This window comes from Pseudomonas sp. EMN2 (genome assembly GCF_009650555.1).
Lineage (GTDB): Bacteria > Pseudomonadota > Gammaproteobacteria > Pseudomonadales > Pseudomonadaceae > Aquipseudomonas > Aquipseudomonas sichuanensis.
Genome location: NZ_VZZR01000018.1, coordinates 83,969 through 100,315, shown reverse-complemented (window position 1 = coordinate 100,315; position 16,347 = coordinate 83,969). Strand labels below are relative to the sequence as shown.

The following is a 16,347-nucleotide window of genomic DNA, read 5'->3' as shown; positions in this document are numbered from 1 at the left end:
ATGGACCTTCTCAAGAGTCGCCGGCGTTTCCTGATGCAGCTGGCCGCGGCCGGTACCTTGCTGCCGCTCAGCAGCAGCGGGTTCGCGCAGTATCTGTTGCAAGGGCAGCGGCAGGAGCCACGGTTGAAGGTGGTGTTTTTCATCGTCCCGGACGGGCTGGCGGTGGATGCCTACAGTGGTGCCGAGCACAATGGCAAAGGGCTGTGGTTCCCCAGTGCGCAGGGGGAGGATACGGCGGACTTCGAACTTAACGAGGTCAGCAGGGAACTGGCGGACTATCGCGCACAGTCGTTGTACCTGCAGGGCATCATCCTGGCGAGCGGCACCGGAGGACACAACGGCTGGCTGTACGCCATGCGTGACAGCCAGGGCAGCAAGAGTTCCATCGACCGTATCCTCGGCGATGCCATGCCCGGTAACCAACCTGCGCACCGCAGTCTGTTCGCGGGGCCGCATGCGGGCATCGATGGCACACCCTGGTATGTGTCGTGGGAGGGCGACAAGATCCGCACGCCGCAGCAGAACCCGGTACGGCTTTACGAGTCAGTTTTCGGTGGTGCTACCCGTGAGGCGCGCGATCGTCAGTTGCGCAATGCCCATGTATTCGACCCCATCCGTGCCGATATCGCCGAGCTGCGCGGACGCGTGGCCGGCGCGCAGCGGGCCAAACTGGAAACGCATCTGGATGCGCTGGAGCAGGTGGCCAAGGACCTGGAGGAGGCCGTGCCTTCGCTGTGCGAGCCGGTGCGGCCGGAGGAGCACCCGATCAGTTCCGCGCAGTATCGCAACCAGATCCAGGCGGCCCATCACCAGGTGGTAGCCACAGCGCTGGGATGCGGTGTGACCTGCGTGGCCACGATTCAGGTTGGACGCTCGGCGGAGTCGCTGAATATTCTCGATGTGAGCGCCAGTACCAACCCCCATGACTGTGCCCACCGATACGCCGGTGAGGCGGTCTGGAAAGGTTCCCGGCAATGGTATGTGCGTCAGGCGAAACTGTTCATGGATGAGCTGGCCAAGCATGCCGACCCCGATGTGCCGGGCGACAATCTGCTCAAGCACACCCTGGTGGTGCTGACCAGCGAGATGGCCGACGGTGCCCCGGAGCACATGCTGAACATGCCCATCGTACTGATGGGCGGCGCCAGTGGCCTGTTGCGCAACGGCACCGGCAATGGCCGCTATTTCAACATCAAGGCGCAAGGTGACCGGCCGCACTGGACCGGTGGCAAGTACGTGGACATGCAACGCATCTGGGCCACGATCGCCCGGGCGGCCGGCACCACGGTGCCCTATGCCGGCGATGTGTCACCGGTGACCGGCATCTTCAGCAACGTGAGCTAGTCACGCCGGCACCCCCAGCAGTACGAACGAGGGCTGGAACTGCACCCGGACTCCGGCGTCGGTGCCCAGCCCCTGGGCTGCCAGCCATTCGGCCTCGGCGAAGGCACACAGGGTTTGCCCGTTGCCCAGGCTCAGGTGGACTTCGCTCGGGCCGTAGCTGGCTGCCAGTACTTCGCTGATGCTCGTCTGCAGGCAGTTGCTACCGGGTTCGGGGGTGTCTGCGTCAGCCAGCAGGTGCACCCAGCCAGCCTTGAGCAAGGCCACCACCGGGCTGCCCAGGGTCAGGCCCAGGTGTTCGGTGCTGTCCTGGGTAATCAGCGCTTCGATCTCGAGGCCGCCGCCCAGGGCCAGGCTGACCCGATCGTAGCGGCCTTCGCGGCGCAGGCCGCTGACCTGCCCCTGCAATTGATTGCGCGCACTGGTGCGCAGCATCAGGCGGCCGAGCAGGTCGAGGTCGCTGCTGTGCTCGGCGGCTTCCAGCAGTTCGCTCTGCAGCGCCTGCAGGCGCTGGTACAGGCGCAGCACCCGTTCCCCCTCTGGCGACAACCGCGCACCACCACCGCCACGGCCCCCTGTGCTGCGCTCCACCAATGGCTGCGTGGCCAGGTTGTTGAGCTCGTCGATGGCGTCCCAGGCGGCCTTGTAGCTGATGCCGGCGGCCTTGGCGGCGCGGGTGATCGAGCCTTGTTCGGCCACATGCTGCAGCAGGGCGATGCGCTGTGGACGGCGGGCGATGTGCTGGGTGAGTAGGGCGGGCAGGGACATGGTCGGGTTTCGGTTGTGCGGAAGATTGCCCGACGTTGCCGCCCGCACCCGGTCAAGTCAAGCCTGATCGGGCCGGGGCGTGCGCGCCAGGCAATAGATGTCGACGCGCCGGGCGCCCTGTTTGCGCAGCAGGCTGGCGATGGCCTGGGCGGTGGCGCCGGTGGTCAGCACATCATCGATTACCGCCAGGTGCAGGCCTTCGACTTCTGCGCCCGGAGCGAGGGAAAAGGCCTGGCGCAGGTTGCGCCGCCGGGCCTTGGCCCCCAGGGCCTGCTGGGCCTGGGTGTCGCGCGTGCGTTCGAGAAGCTGTTCATCGCAGGGCAGTTGCAGTTGAGTGGCCAGCCAGCGGGCCAGCATCCCCGCCTGGTTGAAGCCGCGTTGGCGCAGGCGGCGGCTGGCCAGGGGGACGGGCAACAACCGATCTGGCCGCGGCAGGTGTTCGTTGAAGCGATGCTCCAGGGCCTGGCCGAGCAACTGCGCCATCAGGCGGCCCAGCGGCCACTGGCTGTTGTGCTTGAAGCGACTGATCAGGCTGTCGACCGGAAAGCCGTAATGCCACAACGCAACGACCTGCTGGAATGCCGGTGCGCGGCGCCGGCAGCTGGCGCAGGCAAAGCCGTCCATCGGCAGTGGCAGCGCGCAGCGGCGGCACTGTTCCTGGAGCCAGGGCAGTTCGCTTTCGCAGGCCATGCACAGTGGCCAGGGCTGTTGCGCGGGTTCGTCGCAAAGCAAGCAGTTGTGATCAATATTTATACACTTGTAAACCAGTGATTTTATGTTTGGTTGACAGTTCATGGTCCTTCCGTGACTATGCGGGCTATCCGTGATGCGCTGGCGGGCTTTCCTGTCCCGGCGTCAGTCAGACCATAGATAAGGAAACGCCGATGAGCGCCAGCACAATTGCAACCACACGTCACGACTGGTCCCTGGCCGAGGTCAAGGCGCTGTTCCAGCAGCCTTTCAACGACCTGCTGTTCCAGGCGCAGACCATGCATCGCGCGCACTTCGACCCCAACCGCGTGCAGGTATCGACCTTGCTGTCGATCAAGACCGGCGCCTGCCCGGAAGACTGCAAGTACTGCCCGCAGTCCGGCCACTACAACACCGGGCTGGAAAAACAGAAGCTGATGGAAGTGCAGAAGGTGCTTGAAGAGGCCGCCCGGGCCAAGGCCATCGGCTCCACCCGGTTCTGCATGGGCGCTGCGTGGAAGCACCCGTCGGCCAAGGACATGCCCTACGTGCTGGAGATGGTCAAAGGGGTCAAGGCCATGGGCCTGGAAACCTGCATGACCCTCGGCAAGCTCGACCAGGAGCAGACCCAGGCCCTGGCCCAGGCCGGCCTGGACTACTACAACCACAACCTCGATACCTCGCCGGAGTTCTACGGCAGCATCATCACCACCCGCACCTACAGCGAGCGCCTGCAGACCCTGGCCTACGTACGTGATGCCGGCATGAAGATCTGCTCCGGCGGCATCCTCGGCATGGGCGAGTCGCTGGACGACCGCGCAGGCCTGCTGATCCAGCTGGCCAACCTGCCTGAGCACCCGGAATCGGTGCCGATCAACATGCTGGTAAAAGTCGCCGGCACGCCGTTGGCTGAAGAGGAAGATGTCGACCCGTTCGATTTCATCCGCATGCTGGCCGTGGCCCGCATCCTCATGCCCAAGTCCCACGTGCGCTTGTCCGCCGGCCGTGAACAGATGAACGAGCAGATGCAGGCCCTGGCCTTCATGGCTGGCGCCAACTCGATCTTCTACGGCGAAAAACTGCTGACCACCGCCAACCCGCAGGCCGACAAGGACATGCAGCTGTTCGCTCGCCTCGGCATCAAGCCCGAAGCCCGCGAGGAGCACGCCGACGAAGTGCATCAGGCCGCCATCGAGCAGGCAGTGGTCGAGCAGCGCAACAGCGCACTGTTCTACGACGCAGCCTCGGCCTGAGCATGGGCTTCGACCTCGCCGCGCGGCTGGCCGAACGGCGTGCCGCGGACCTTTACCGTCAGCGGCCACTGCTGCAGAGCCCGCAGGGGCCACAGGTGGTGGTCGACGGCCAGCCGCTGCTGGCCTTCTGCAGTAACGACTACCTGGGCCTTGCCAACCACCCCGAGGTGATCAAGGCCTGGTGCGACGGCGCCGAGCGCTGGGGTGTCGGCGGCGGCGCCTCGCACCTGGTGATCGGCCACAGCACACCGCACCATCAGGTCGAAGAGGCACTGGCCGAATTGACCGGGCGCCCGCGGGCGCTGTTGTTCTCCACCGGCTACATGGCCAACCTTGGCGCCATCACCGCGCTGGTGGGGCAGGGCGACACGGTGCTGCAGGACCGCCTCAACCATGCCTCGTTGCTGGATGGCGGGCTGCTCAGCGGGGCGCGTTTCAGTCGCTACCTGCACAACGATCCGGCCAGCCTGGCCAGCCGCCTGGGCAAGGCCACCGGCAATACGCTGGTGGTCACCGATGGCGTGTTCAGCATGGACGGCGACTGCGCCGACCTGCCGGCCCTGGCTGAAGTGGCCCGCGCCCGTGGTGCCTGGCTGATGGTCGATGATGCCCATGGCCTGGGTACCCTGGGTGCCAAGGGGGGCGGCATCGTCGAGCACTTCGGGCTGGGTATCGAGGAGGTGCCGGTGCTGATCGGTACGCTGGGCAAAGCCTGTGGCACGGCGGGCGCTTTCGTCGCCGGCAGCGACGAGCTGATCGAGGCGCTGGTGCAATTCGCCCGCCCCTACATCTACACCACCAGCCAGCCACCGGCGTTGGCCTGCGCCACGCTCAAGGCGCTGGAGTTGCTGCGCCGGGAAAACTGGCGGCGCGAGCACCTGGCGGCGTTGATCCGCCAGTTCCGCGAGGGCGCCGGGCAGATCGGCCTTACGCTGATGGACAGCCACACGGCGATCCAGCCGATCCTGATCGGTGATGCCGCCCGGGCGATGGCGTTGTCGCGCCGGCTGCGCGAGCGTGGCCTGCTGGTGACGGCGATTCGCCCACCCACCGTACCCGCTGGCAGCGCGCGCCTGCGGGTGACGCTGAGCGCCGCCCACAGTGAGGCGCAGGTGCAGCTATTGTTGAATGCATTGGCCGAGTGTTATCCACAACTGGAGGCCGCCGATGCGTAACCGATTGATCCTTCTGCCCGGCTGGGGCCTGGGCACCGCGTCGCTGGAGCCGCTGGCCGCCAGTCTGCGGGCACAAGATGTGCGCCTGCAGGTGGAGCTGATGCCGCTGCCGGAGCTGCCCCACAGCGACGTGCAGGCCTGGGTCGAACACCTCGACCGGCAGTTGCCGACCGATGCCTGGCTGGGTGGCTGGTCGCTGGGTGGCATGCTTGCCAGCGCGCTGGCACACAAGCGTGGCGACCACTGCTGCGGGCTGCTCACCCTGGCCAGCAATCCCAGTTTCGTCGCCCGGCCAGACTGGCCCCATGGGATGGCGGCGGACACCTTTGGCACCTTCCTCGATGGCTGCCGCAGCCATACGCAGGTCACCCTCAAGCGCTTTCGCACCCTGTGCAGCGACGGCGCGCTGCAGCCGCGCACCTTGTTGCGGCAGTTGGGGGTGGGCGTGCCCGATACCGACCCGTTGTACCTGGCCACCGGCCTGGAAGTGTTGGCCAAGCTGGATACCCGCGCGGCACTGGAGCAATACGGCGGCCCGCAACTGCACCTGTTTGCCGGCAGTGACGCGTTGGTTCCGGCGGAGGCGGCCAAGGCGTTGAGCGAGTTGTTGCCGGATGTGGAAGTCGGCCTGGTCGAAGATAGTTCCCACGCCTTCCTGCTGGAGTATCCGCAGGAGCTGGCGGCGGGCATCAAGAGTTTTTTGCATGAGAGTGGCGATGACTGACCTTTCCCAGCCGAGCCTGCCCGGCGGCCTGCCAGACAAACGCCAGGTGGCGGCTTCGTTCTCCCGTGCCGCCGCCAGCTACGACAGTGTCGCAGCCTTGCAGCGTGCGGTGGGGATGGCCCTGCTGGACAAACTGCCGGACGACCTGGCGCCTGAGCGCTGGCTTGACCTGGGCAGCGGCACAGGGCACTTCAGCCGGGTGCTGGCGGCGCGTTTCGCCGGTGCCAGCGGCGTGGCCATGGATATCGCCGAGGGCATGCTGCGCCATGCCCGTGAGCAAGGTGGTGCGCAGTATCACGTGGCGGGTGATGCCGAGCGCCTGCCGCTGGCCGATGGCAGTGTCGACTTGCTGTTCAGCAGCCTGGCGGTGCAGTGGTGCGGTCAGTTCGGCAGTGTCCTGAGCGAGGCCGGGCGGGTGTTGCGCCCGGGCGGTGTGATGGCGTTCAGCAGCCTGTGTGTCGGTACGCTCGATGAGCTGCGCGCCAGTTGGCAGGCAGTAGACGGCATGGTCCACGTCAACCGCTTCCGCCATTTCGAGGATTATCAGCGCCTGTGCGCGGGCAGCGGCCTGGAACTGGTCGGCCTGGAGCGCCGCGCCCATGTGCTGCACTATCCGGACGTGCGCAGCCTGACCCACGAACTCAAGGCTCTCGGTGCGCACAACCTCAACCCAGGGCGCCCTTCAGGGCTCACCGGGCGGGCGCGGATGCAGGGGCTGCTGCAAGCTTACGAGCAGTTCCGTCAGCCCCAGGGGCTGCCGGCCACCTACCAGGTGGTCTATGGTGTGCTGCGTCAATCTGCGGCAGAGGGGCAGTAACATGAGCCAGGCCTATTTCATCGCCGGCACCGACACTGACGTCGGCAAGACCACCATCGCCGCCGGCCTGCTGCATGCGGCGCGACAGCATGGCTTGAGTACCCTGGCAGCCAAGCCGGTGGCATCCGGTTGTGCGGTCACCCCCAAGGGTTTGCGCAACAGCGATGCCCTGGCGCTTATCGATGAAAGCTCGATCAAGCTGCCTTATGAGGAGGTGAACCCGTTCGCCTTCGAGCCTGCCATTGCGCCCCATGTCGCCGCACGGGAAGCGGGGGTGGCACTTGAGGTGCAGACGTTGCGCGATGCCATGAGGCATGTGCTTGATCAAGGCGCCGATTTCACCCTGGTGGAGGGGGCCGGTGGTTGGCGCGTGCCGTTGTCCAACCATGCCAACTTGTCGGACCTGGCGATTGCCTTGAGGCTGCCGGTGATCCTGGTGGTCGGCGTGCGCCTCGGGTGTATCAACCACGCCCTGCTCAGTGCCGAGGCGATCGCCCGGGATGGCCTGCAACTGGCCGGTTGGGTGGCGAATATCGTCGACCCGCGGACATCGCGGCTGGAAGACAACCTTTCCAGCCTGGCCGAGCGGCTGCCTGCGCCTTGCCTGGGACGGGTGCCATGGCTCAAGCAGGCGAGTGCGGATGCGGTGGCTGCGCATCTGCAGCTGGATCTACTGGACTAGACGGCCTGTCGGATGGCGGCATGATCCGGGTCTATTGGCTGGCACTAGGCTATTAGGGATTTAAACGGGCCTTTTTCCGGCCGGCCTGCTTTAATAAGCCCTGTTCATTACCCAGCGTCACGGAGTCCTGACATGGAAATCAACGCAAGCTCCGCTTTCTACGCAGGCCTGGGGGCCATCCAGAACGGGCAGAACCGCGTCGACCAGGCCGCCCAGCAGATCGCCAGTGGCGCGGTCGAGCGTGGCAACACCAGCCAGTCCACCGACTACCAGGCCGAGCGCCTGCGTGGCGTCGACCGCAGCCAGCAGATGGACCTCGCCACCAGCACCGTGCAACTGGCGCTGGGCAAGCAGGAGGTCGAACTGGGCGTGAAAGTCGCCAAGGCCTCGGACGAAATGCTCGGTCGGTTCATCGACACCTACGCCTGATCGTCACCTAACATTCAGCAACATCGCGGGGCAAGCCCGCTCCCACGCCCCGCCCATCGGCATTGCGTGGGAGCGGGCTTGCCCCGCGATGCGTTTAGAGGGTGCTGGCGTAAATGTCATGTTGGGCGGCGTAAATGCCGTTGAGCCTTCCTTGACATCACTGCTACCTAAACGTAAGTTTCAAACAACTGTTTGATCGATAGCCGCCAAGCGTTGGTCGGTGTCAGCGGTCTCCCCAGAGAACTCATCACAGAGGTTCATCGCAATGCCTGATTACAAAGCCCCCTTGCGTGATATCCGCTTCGTCCGCGACGAACTGCTTGGCTATGAGGCGCACTACGCGAGCCTGCCGGCCTGCCAGGACGCCACGCCAGACATGGTGGACGCGATTCTTGAAGAAGGCGCGAAATTCTGTGAGCAGGTATTGGCCCCGTTGAACCGTGTCGGTGACCTGGAAGGTTGCACCTGGAGCGAGTCGGGCGTGAAAACGCCGACCGGCTTCAAGGAAGCCTACGAGCAATTCGTCGAAGGCGGCTGGCCGAGCCTGGCCCATGACGTCGAGCACGGCGGCCAGGGCCTGCCTGAATCGCTGGGCCTGGCCCTGAGCGAGATGGTCGGTGAGTCGAACTGGTCGTGGGGCATGTACCCAGGCCTGTCCCACGGCGCGATGAACACCATCTCCGAACACGGCACCCCCGAGCAGCAGCACACCTACCTGACCAAGCTGGTATCCGGTGAGTGGACCGGCACCATGTGCCTGACCGAACCGCACTGCGGCACTGACCTGGGCATGCTGCGCACCAAGGCCGAGCCTCAGGCCGACGGCAGCTACAAGGTTTCCGGCACCAAGATCTTCATCTCGGCCGGTGAACACGACATGGCCGACAACATCGTCCACATCGTCCTGGCCCGCCTGCCCGATGCGCCTGCCGGCACCAAAGGCATTTCGCTGTTCATCGTGCCCAAGTTCCTGCCAAACGCCGAAGGCGGCGTCGGTGAGCGCAACGGCGTGAGCTGCGGCTCGCTCGAGCACAAGATGGGCATCCACGGCAACGCCACCTGCGTAATGAACTTCGACAGCGCCACCGGCTACCTGATCGGCCCAGCCAACAAGGGCCTGAACTGCATGTTCACCTTCATGAACACCGCACGCCTGGGCACCGCGCTGCAAGGCCTGGCCCACGCTGAAGTGGCGTTCCAGGGCGGCCTGAAGTACGCCCGCGATCGCCTGCAGATGCGCTCCCTGACCGGCCCGAAAGCGCCTGAAAAGGCGGCCGACCCGATCATCGTCCACCCCGACGTACGCCGCATGCTGCTGACCATGAAGGCCTTCGCCGAAGGTAACCGTGCGATGGTCTACTTCACCGCTCAGCAGGTGGATATCGTCAAGTACAGCCAGGATGAAGAGGCCAAGAAAAAGGCCGACGCACTGCTGGCCTTCCTCACCCCGATCGCCAAGGCCTTCATGACCGAAGTCGGCTTCGAAGCCGCCAACCACGGCGTGCAGATCTACGGTGGCCACGGCTTCATCGCCGAGTGGGGCATGGAGCAGAACGTACGCGACAGCCGCATTTCCATGCTGTACGAAGGCACCACCGGCATCCAGGCCCTCGACCTGCTCGGCCGCAAGGTGCTGATGACCCAGGGCGAGGCGCTCAAGGGCTTCACCAAGATCGTCCACAAGTTCTGCCAGTCGCAGGAAGGCAACGAAGCGACCAAGGAGTTCGTCGAGCCGCTGGCCGCGATCAACAAGGAGTGGGGCGAGCTGACCATGAAGATCGGCATGGCGGCGATGAAGGATCGCGAGGAAGTCGGTGCCGCTTCGGTGGATTACCTGATGTACTCCGGCTACGCCTGCCTGGCCTACTTCTGGGCTGACATCGCTCGCCTGGCCGCCGAGAAGCTGGCTGCCGGCACCAGCGAAGAGGCGTTCTACACCGCCAAGCTGCAGACTGCGCGCTTCTACTTCCAGCGCATCCTGCCGCGCACCCGCACGCATGTCGCGGCGATCGCGTCCGGTGCCGACAACCTGATGGCGATGAAGGAAGAAGACTTCGGTCTGTCCTACTAAGCCCGCTGGCTGTAGCAAAACCGCCTGCCGTTATCGGCAGGCGGTTTTTTTTCGTCCGTCGATTGAGCTGGCCATTGGGTAGGGGCTCAGGCATCTCCAATGCGATCTCGAAGCAACCCCGTTCTTACAAAAAGAACGGAAAAGTCTGCACAGATGTCGCATCCAGTAACGAGTGTGCCTCAAGCATGCACACTTGCCTGCCGTTAACCCGACGTCAAAATTTCATCTATTCAGGTGCACAGTGGATGAAGTAGGGGCACAATGCCATTATTGATCTGCCGGGTCGGAGATTACCCTTGTTTCGTCTATCCGCTGTACGCGCGAGCCACTTCCTGCCTTCGCTGATTCTTTTGTTGTCGGGCCTTGCCGCGGCCTATGTGAGGGACCTGAGTGTCTTCTTCACATCGTTGTTCAATGTGCTGCCCACCTTGGTCCTGCTGCTGGGCGGGGCCTATTGCGCGGTGTATCGCCGGCAGCGCGAGCTGTTCCTGATGGTCACGGTATACATCGGCTATTTCCTGCTCGACACCCAAACCGACTTCTACCGCGACAATGGCCGGGTGCGCGAGGATGCCGCGGTGATCTTCCACCTGGTCTGCCTGCTGCTCCCGGCGTTGTTCGGCCTGTACGCGGCCTGGCAGGAACGTACCCACCTGGCCCAGGACATGCTCGCCCGCTTTGCCGTGCTGTTCGCGGTCGGCAGCGTGGCGCTGGCGCTGGAGCAGAGCTTCCCCGAGGCCCTGTTGGGCTGGCTGGCGGAGATCCGCTGGCCGTCGCTGCATGGCCAGTGGATGAGCCTTATCCAGTTGGCCTACCCGCTGTTCATCGCCGTGTTCATCCTGCTGGTGGTGCAGTACCTGCGCGAGCCCCGGCCCTTGCATGCGGCACAGGTCATCGGGTTGATCGGTATCTTCTGGATGCTGCCCAAGACCTTCATCCTGCCGTTCACCCTGAACATCATGTGCAGCCAGGTGATGCTGATGATCGCGGCTGCAGTCTCCCACGAGGCCTATCAGATGGCCTTCCGTGACGAACTGACCGGCCTGCCGGGGCGCCGCGCATTGAACGAGCGCATGCAGCGTCTGGGGCGCAACTACGTGATCGCCATGAGCGACGTCGACCATTTCAAGAAATTCAACGATACCCATGGCCATGACGTCGGCGACCAGGTGCTGCGCCTGGTTGCCAGCCGCCTGTCCAAAGTCACCGGTGGTGGCCGAGCCTACCGCTATGGCGGCGAGGAGTTTGCCCTGGTGTTCGCCGGCAAGACTGCCGAGGAATGCCTGCCGCACCTGGAGGCGGTACGCGAGATGATCGCCAACTACGCCATCCAGTTGCGCGACCAGAGCAACCGCCCACAGGACGATGGCGCCGGCCGACAGCGCCGTGGCGGAAGCGGCAGCAGTACGGTCTCGGTCACCATCAGCATCGGTATCGCCGAGCGTCAGCTTGATCATCGCAACCCCGAGCAAGTGCTCAAGTCCGCGGACCAGGCCCTGTACAGCGCCAAGGGCGCGGGGCGTAACTGTGTGATGACCTTCGGCCAGCAATCACAGCGCGGTGCCATTCGAATGGCGTGACCGTTACTGACTATTCAGTCGCATGATGACCCTATGTCTCGAAAAAGTTGTTCGGTTACACTGGCTACAACCCAGTGCCGCGGTCCCGTCGGACCGCCCCGACCCTTATAGCGAGAGGTTGTCATGGCTGAATATAAAGCGCCCCTGCGCGATATGCGCTTCGTTCTCAATGAAGTCTTCGACGTGGCCGCACTCTGGTCGCAGCTGCCCGCCCTGGCCGAGACGGTCGATGCCGACACCGCCATGGCCGTGCTGGAAGAGGCCGGCAAGGTCACCAGCAAGACCATTGCCCCGCTGAGCCGTGCCGCCGACGAAGAAGGCTGCCACTGGGACAACGGCGTAGTGCGCACCCCGGCAGGCTTCATCGAGGCCTACCAGACCTTTGCCGAAGGTGGCTGGGTGGGCGTGGGTGGCGATCCGCAGTTCGGCGGCATGGGCATGCCCAAGGCGATCTCCGCCCAGGTCGAAGAGATGGTCAACGCATCGAGCCTGGCGTTCGGCCTGTACCCGATGCTCACCGCCGGTGCCTGCCTGTCGATCAACGCCCACGCCAGTGAAGCGCTGAAGGAAAAATACCTGCCGAACATGTACGCCGGGGTCTGGGCCGGTTCCATGTGCCTGACCGAGCCCCACGCCGGTACCGACCTGGGCATCATCCGCACCAAGGCCGAACCGCAGGCCGACGGCAGCTACAAGGTCAGCGGCACCAAGATCTTCATCACCGGTGGCGAGCACGACCTCACCGAGAACATCATCCACCTGGTGCTGGCCAAGCTGCCGGATGCCCCGGCCGGCCCCAAGGGCATTTCGCTGTTCCTGGTGCCCAAGTTCCTGGTCAACGAAGACGGCAGCCTCGGTGCGCGCAACCCGGCCAACTGCGGCTCGATCGAGCACAAGATGGGCATCCAGGCCTCGGCCACCTGCGTGATGAACTTCGACGAGGCCGTCGGCTATATCGTGGGCGAACCGAACAAGGGCCTGGCCGCCATGTTCACCATGATGAACTACGAGCGCCTGGGTGTTGGCATCCAAGGCCTGGCCTCGGCCGAGCGCTCGTACCAAAATGCCGTCGAGTACGCCCGTGACCGCTTGCAGAGCCGCGCACCGACCGGGCCGCAGGCCAAGGACAAGGTCGCCGATCCGATCATCGTCCACCCGGACGTGCGTCGCATGCTGCTGACCATGAAGGCGCTGATCGAGGGTGGCCGGGCCTTCTCGAGCTACGTGGCGCTGCAACTCGACAGCGCCAAGTACAGCGAAGACGCCGCGACCCGCAAGCGCAGCGAAGAACTGGTGGCCCTGCTGACGCCAGTGGCCAAGGCCTTCCTCACCGACCTGGGCCTGGAATGCACCGTGCACGGCCAGCAAGTGTTCGGTGGCCACGGCTATATCCGTGAGTGGGGCCAGGAGCAACTGGTGCGTGATGTGCGCATCACCCAGATCTACGAAGGCACCAACGGCATCCAGGCCCTGGACCTGGTCGGTCGCAAGGTGGTGGCAAGCGGCGGCGCCTACTACCAGCTGTTTGCCGACGAGATCCGCCAGTTTGTCGCCGCCGCAGGCAGCGATTTGGCTGAGTTCACCAAGCCGCTGGCGGCCTCCCTCGACCAGCTCGACGAACTGACGGCCTGGGTGCTGGACAAGGCCAAGGGCAACCCCAACGAGATCGGTGCGGCGTCAGTGGAGTACCTGCACGCGTTCGGCTACGTCGCCTATGCCTACATGTGGGCGCTGATGGCCCGTGCGGCCAAGGCGGGTGAGGGCGATGCCGACTTCTACGGGGCCAAGCTGGGTACTGCGCGGTTCTACTTCGCGCGGCTGTTGCCACGGCTGCATTCGCTGGTGGCTTCGGTGAAGGCGGGCAGCGATTCGCTCTATCTGCTGGACGCTGAACAGTTCTGAACTATCTGTGGGCTGCCCTGCGGCCCACTCCAGGCTGTCCGACGCCTCGATCTGCAACACTTAAGCAGGGCCACGATTTTCGTGGCCCTGCTTGTAGGAATGCTGTTGAGGTGGTGTGAGATTGATCGGAAAGTTGGAAGCATCACCTCCCGCTGACCTCGCTGTTTGCCTATGGACCTTTTTGTAAGCTTTGTCTTACATGACGTGGTGACTTTTCGCCTCTTTCCTAAGATTGGATCCACGGTTACTCTTTCTTACATGGACGTAGCGCAGGAAGCGCAATGGACAAACAGGGACACGAAAGGATCCTGCCAGGATGGTGGGGAGATAGGGATGTCAAAGGGAAACAGTCTAGGAAACCTCGCTTCGGCGGGGTTTTCTTTGTGCGCGTGTTTTTCAGCCGAGCACGTCCAGCGGTGATACGCCCAGCTGGCGCGCGTCGGTCTCTGCTTCCAGCAGGGTGCGCAGCAGCTCCACAGACGCCTGCTGGCGCTGGGCGTCGCGGAACACCAGGCCGACCTTCAGCGTTATCCGCGGCTCGCTCAAGGGCTTCCACAGCAGTGCCTGGTCATCCTCGGCAGCCTCTTTGGCCCGCCCTGGCAGGACGGTGGCCAGCGCCGTGTGTGCCAGGCTGTCGAGAATCCCCGCCATATTGTTCATCTCCGCCTGTACCTGCGGCCTGCGGCCCAGGTTGGCCAGTTGCGCCTTCCAGATCTGGCGGATCTGGAACTCCTCACCCAGCATCAGCATCGGCAGTTCGGCCGCCTGGCGTAGCGAGACCTTCTTGAAGTCTTTCAAGGGGTGGGTATTGGGGATGACCAGCTGCAACTCGTCCTCATACAGCAACAAGCCATGCAGCCCTGGTTGGCGCGGCGGTAGGTAGCTGATCCCGATATCCAGGTTGCCGTTGAGCAAGCGTCGCTCGATCTCCAGCCCCGACAGTTCATAGATCTGCACCACAAGGTGCGGCTGAGCCTTGCGCACGCGTTCCAGCAACTGCGGCACCAGGCTTGGGCGCACGGTCTGCAGCACGCCGATGGCCAGGGTACGCAGCGACTGGCCCTTGAAGTTACGCATGGCCTCGTGGGCCCGCTGTAGGCCGTCGAGCAGGGGCAGGGCGTGGTTGTAAAGAGTGTGGGCGGCCAGGGTTGGCAGCAGGCGTTTGTTGCTGCGTTCGAACAGGCTCAGGTCGAGGCTGTGCTCGAGCTGACGGATCTGTTGCGACAGGGCTGGCTGGGAGAGTGACAGGCGTTCGGCGGCGCGGCCCACATGGCCTTCTTCATACACCGCGACGAAATAACGCAGTTGGCGAAAATCCATAAGTGATACTTATCGAAAAAGCTGAAAAAACCAAATGGCCCCGAAGCGCCCCGACGCCTAGTCTATCGCCGTATTCCAGTGGGTTACAGCGATCATCGACGCGATTGTTACCCCGGATGAAAAACACTTTTGATAGGCAAGGCAAAATATCCAATCCGGCATTCGACCGGAGGCCTTGACCGCCGCCGACCGTGAATGGCTGGAGCCCTGATGAACCTGTTCAACCTGCGCCGCCCGGCCCCTGCCGTGGCAGCGCCCAAGCCTGTTGCGGCGCCCGAGCTGGCCACGGCGCAGTCATCGCGCGAACGGCTGATGTCCGGCAGCGCGCGCGCGGCGCAGGTGTTCGTGCGCGGCCAGGGTTCCTGGCTGTGGGACAGTGAAGGGCATGCCTACCTGGACTTCACCCAGGGCGGCGCGGTCAACAGCCTCGGCCACAGCCCGAGCGTGCTGGTCAAGGCGCTGGGCAACCAGGCCCAGGCATTGATCAACCCGGGCGCGGGCTACCACAGCCGCAGCCTGCTCAGGCTGGTCGAGCTGCTGTGCCAGAGCACCGGCAGCGACCAGGCCTACCTGCTCAACAGCGGCGCCGAGGCCTGTGAAGGGGCGATCAAGCTGGCGCGCAAGTGGGGGCAACTACACCGTAACGGCGCCTACCACATCATTACCGCCAGCCAAGGCTGCCACGGGCGAAGCCTGGGTGCGCTGTCGGCCTCCGACCCGCTGCCGTGCAACCGCTGCGAGCCGGGGCTGCCGGGTTTCAGCAAGGTGCCGTTCAACGACCTGGCCGCGCTGCATGCGGCGGTGGACTCGCGCACCGTGGCGATCATGCTCGAACCTATCCAGGGGGAGGCCGGGGTGATCCCGGCCACCCGCGAATACCTCAAGGGTGTGGAGCAGCTGTGCCGTGAGCTGGGCATCCTGCTGATCCTCGACGAGGTGCAAACCGGCGTAGGGCGTTGCGGTGCCCTGTTGGCGGAACACACCTACGGCGTGCGGGCCGACATCGTCACCCTGGGCAAGGGCCTGGGTGGCGGTGTGCCGCTGGCGGCGTTGCTGGCCCGTGGATCGGCCTGCTGCGCCGCCCCCGGCGAGCTGGAAGGCAGCCACCACGGCAACGCACTGATGACCGCCGCCGGGCTTGCGGTGCTGCAGACCGTGCTGGAGCCGGGGTTCTGCGAGCAGGTGCAGGACAGCGGCCGGCACCTGCGCGACGGCCTCAGCCGCCTGGCCGGGCGCTATGGCCAGGGCGAAGTGCGCGGCCAGGGCCTGCTGTGGGGCCTGCAGTTGCGCGATGACACCGCCGCAGCCCTGGTCGAGGCCGCGCTGCACGAAGGGCTGCTGCTCAATGCACCGCAGGCCGATGTGGTGCGCTTCTCGCCGGCCCTTACCGTGAGCAAGGGCAACATCGACGAGATGCTCCTGCGCCTGGCCCGCGCCTTTGCCCGCTTGCACGCCCAGCAAGCCAACCGCCGCGAAGTGCCGGCTTAACGAATTCAACGAACCGTCTCGCGTTTCTGCGCATCGCCCTTGGCCTGTAGTGTTTGGCTCGGGGCGTTTTTTTTGCCTGGCGTTCAGTGATGGAACCACTGCGCGGT

At 64.6% G+C, this 16,347-nt stretch carries 14 protein-coding genes; 11 read left to right on the top strand and 3 right to left on the bottom strand.

Features of this window, described 5'->3' with window-relative positions:
* The gene (locus F6X61_RS07335) at nt 1-1,344 is read left to right on the top strand and encodes a DUF1552 domain-containing protein (RefSeq protein ID WP_153786026.1); all 1,344 of its coding nucleotides are present in this window, start codon (nt 1-3) and stop codon (nt 1,342-1,344) included.
* On the opposite strand, the gene F6X61_RS07330 is transcribed toward F6X61_RS07335, so the two are convergent.
* Both F6X61_RS07330 and F6X61_RS07325 read right to left on the bottom strand, forming a co-directional pair.
* Complete coding sequence (locus tag F6X61_RS07330) at nt 1,345-2,109, bottom strand: TOBE domain-containing protein (protein WP_153786025.1); 765 nt, start codon at nt 2,107-2,109, stop codon at nt 1,345-1,347.
* A gap of 57 nt (nt 2,110-2,166) precedes the next feature.
* Nucleotides 2,167-2,904 carry a ComF family protein gene (locus F6X61_RS07325; RefSeq protein ID WP_153786024.1) on the bottom strand — a complete coding sequence of 246 codons (738 nt, stop codon included), beginning with the start codon at nt 2,902-2,904 and terminating at the stop codon, nt 2,167-2,169.
* Nucleotides 2,905-2,993: 89 nt separating this feature from the next.
* On the opposite strand from F6X61_RS07325, the gene bioB reads away from it, so the two are divergent.
* The 9 genes from bioB to F6X61_RS07280 all read left to right on the top strand — a co-directional run bounded on the left by bioB (nt 2,994) and on the right by F6X61_RS07280 (nt 13,432).
* A complete protein-coding gene (gene bioB / locus F6X61_RS07320; protein WP_153786023.1) occupies nt 2,994-4,052 on the top strand; it encodes a biotin synthase BioB in 1,059 nt (352 codons plus the stop codon).
* Between the two features lie 2 nt (nt 4,053-4,054).
* Nucleotides 4,055-5,227: an 8-amino-7-oxononanoate synthase gene (gene bioF / locus F6X61_RS07315; RefSeq protein ID WP_153786022.1), complete on the top strand. Its 1,173-nt coding sequence runs from the start codon at nt 4,055-4,057 to the stop codon at nt 5,225-5,227.
* Nucleotides 5,220-5,951, top strand: a complete 732-nt coding sequence (locus F6X61_RS07310) for an alpha/beta fold hydrolase (protein ID WP_153786021.1) — start codon at nt 5,220-5,222, stop codon at nt 5,949-5,951. The genes bioF and F6X61_RS07310 overlap by 8 nt, the downstream gene beginning before the upstream one ends.
* A complete protein-coding gene (gene bioC, locus F6X61_RS07305) occupies nt 5,944-6,768 on the top strand; it encodes a malonyl-ACP O-methyltransferase BioC (protein ID WP_153786020.1) in 825 nt (274 codons plus the stop codon). Before F6X61_RS07310 ends, bioC begins: the two co-directional genes overlap by 8 nt.
* 1 nt (nt 6,769) lies before the next feature.
* The gene (bioD, locus tag F6X61_RS07300; protein ID WP_153786019.1) at nt 6,770-7,450 is read left to right on the top strand and encodes a dethiobiotin synthase; all 681 of its coding nucleotides are present in this window, start codon (nt 6,770-6,772) and stop codon (nt 7,448-7,450) included.
* Between the two features lie 132 nt (nt 7,451-7,582).
* Nucleotides 7,583-7,879, top strand: coding sequence for a pyrroloquinoline quinone biosynthesis protein PqqE (locus F6X61_RS07295; RefSeq protein WP_125462323.1), 297 nt, complete (start codon nt 7,583-7,585; stop codon nt 7,877-7,879).
* 265 nt (nt 7,880-8,144) lie between these two features.
* Entirely contained in the window at nt 8,145-9,950 is a 1,806-nt protein-coding gene (locus F6X61_RS07290; RefSeq protein ID WP_153786018.1) for a phenylacyl-CoA dehydrogenase, read from the top strand.
* Between the two features lie 296 nt (nt 9,951-10,246).
* Nucleotides 10,247-11,530, top strand: coding sequence for a diguanylate cyclase (locus tag F6X61_RS07285; protein ID WP_153786017.1), 1,284 nt, complete (start codon nt 10,247-10,249; stop codon nt 11,528-11,530).
* A gap of 123 nt (nt 11,531-11,653) precedes the next feature.
* Nucleotides 11,654-13,432 (top strand): acyl-CoA dehydrogenase C-terminal domain-containing protein, encoded by a 1,779-nt coding sequence (locus tag F6X61_RS07280; RefSeq protein ID WP_153786016.1) that lies wholly within the window; start codon nt 11,654-11,656, stop codon nt 13,430-13,432.
* Between the two features lie 396 nt (nt 13,433-13,828).
* On the opposite strand, the gene F6X61_RS07275 is transcribed toward F6X61_RS07280, so the two are convergent.
* The gene (locus F6X61_RS07275; RefSeq protein WP_153786015.1) at nt 13,829-14,752 is read right to left on the bottom strand and encodes a LysR family transcriptional regulator; all 924 of its coding nucleotides are present in this window, start codon (nt 14,750-14,752) and stop codon (nt 13,829-13,831) included.
* A gap of 210 nt (nt 14,753-14,962) precedes the next feature.
* Between F6X61_RS07275 and F6X61_RS07270 the strand changes: the two genes are divergently transcribed.
* Complete coding sequence (locus F6X61_RS07270) at nt 14,963-16,240, top strand: aspartate aminotransferase family protein (RefSeq protein ID WP_153786014.1); 1,278 nt, start codon at nt 14,963-14,965, stop codon at nt 16,238-16,240.
* Nucleotides 16,241-16,347 lie beyond the last annotated feature (107 nt).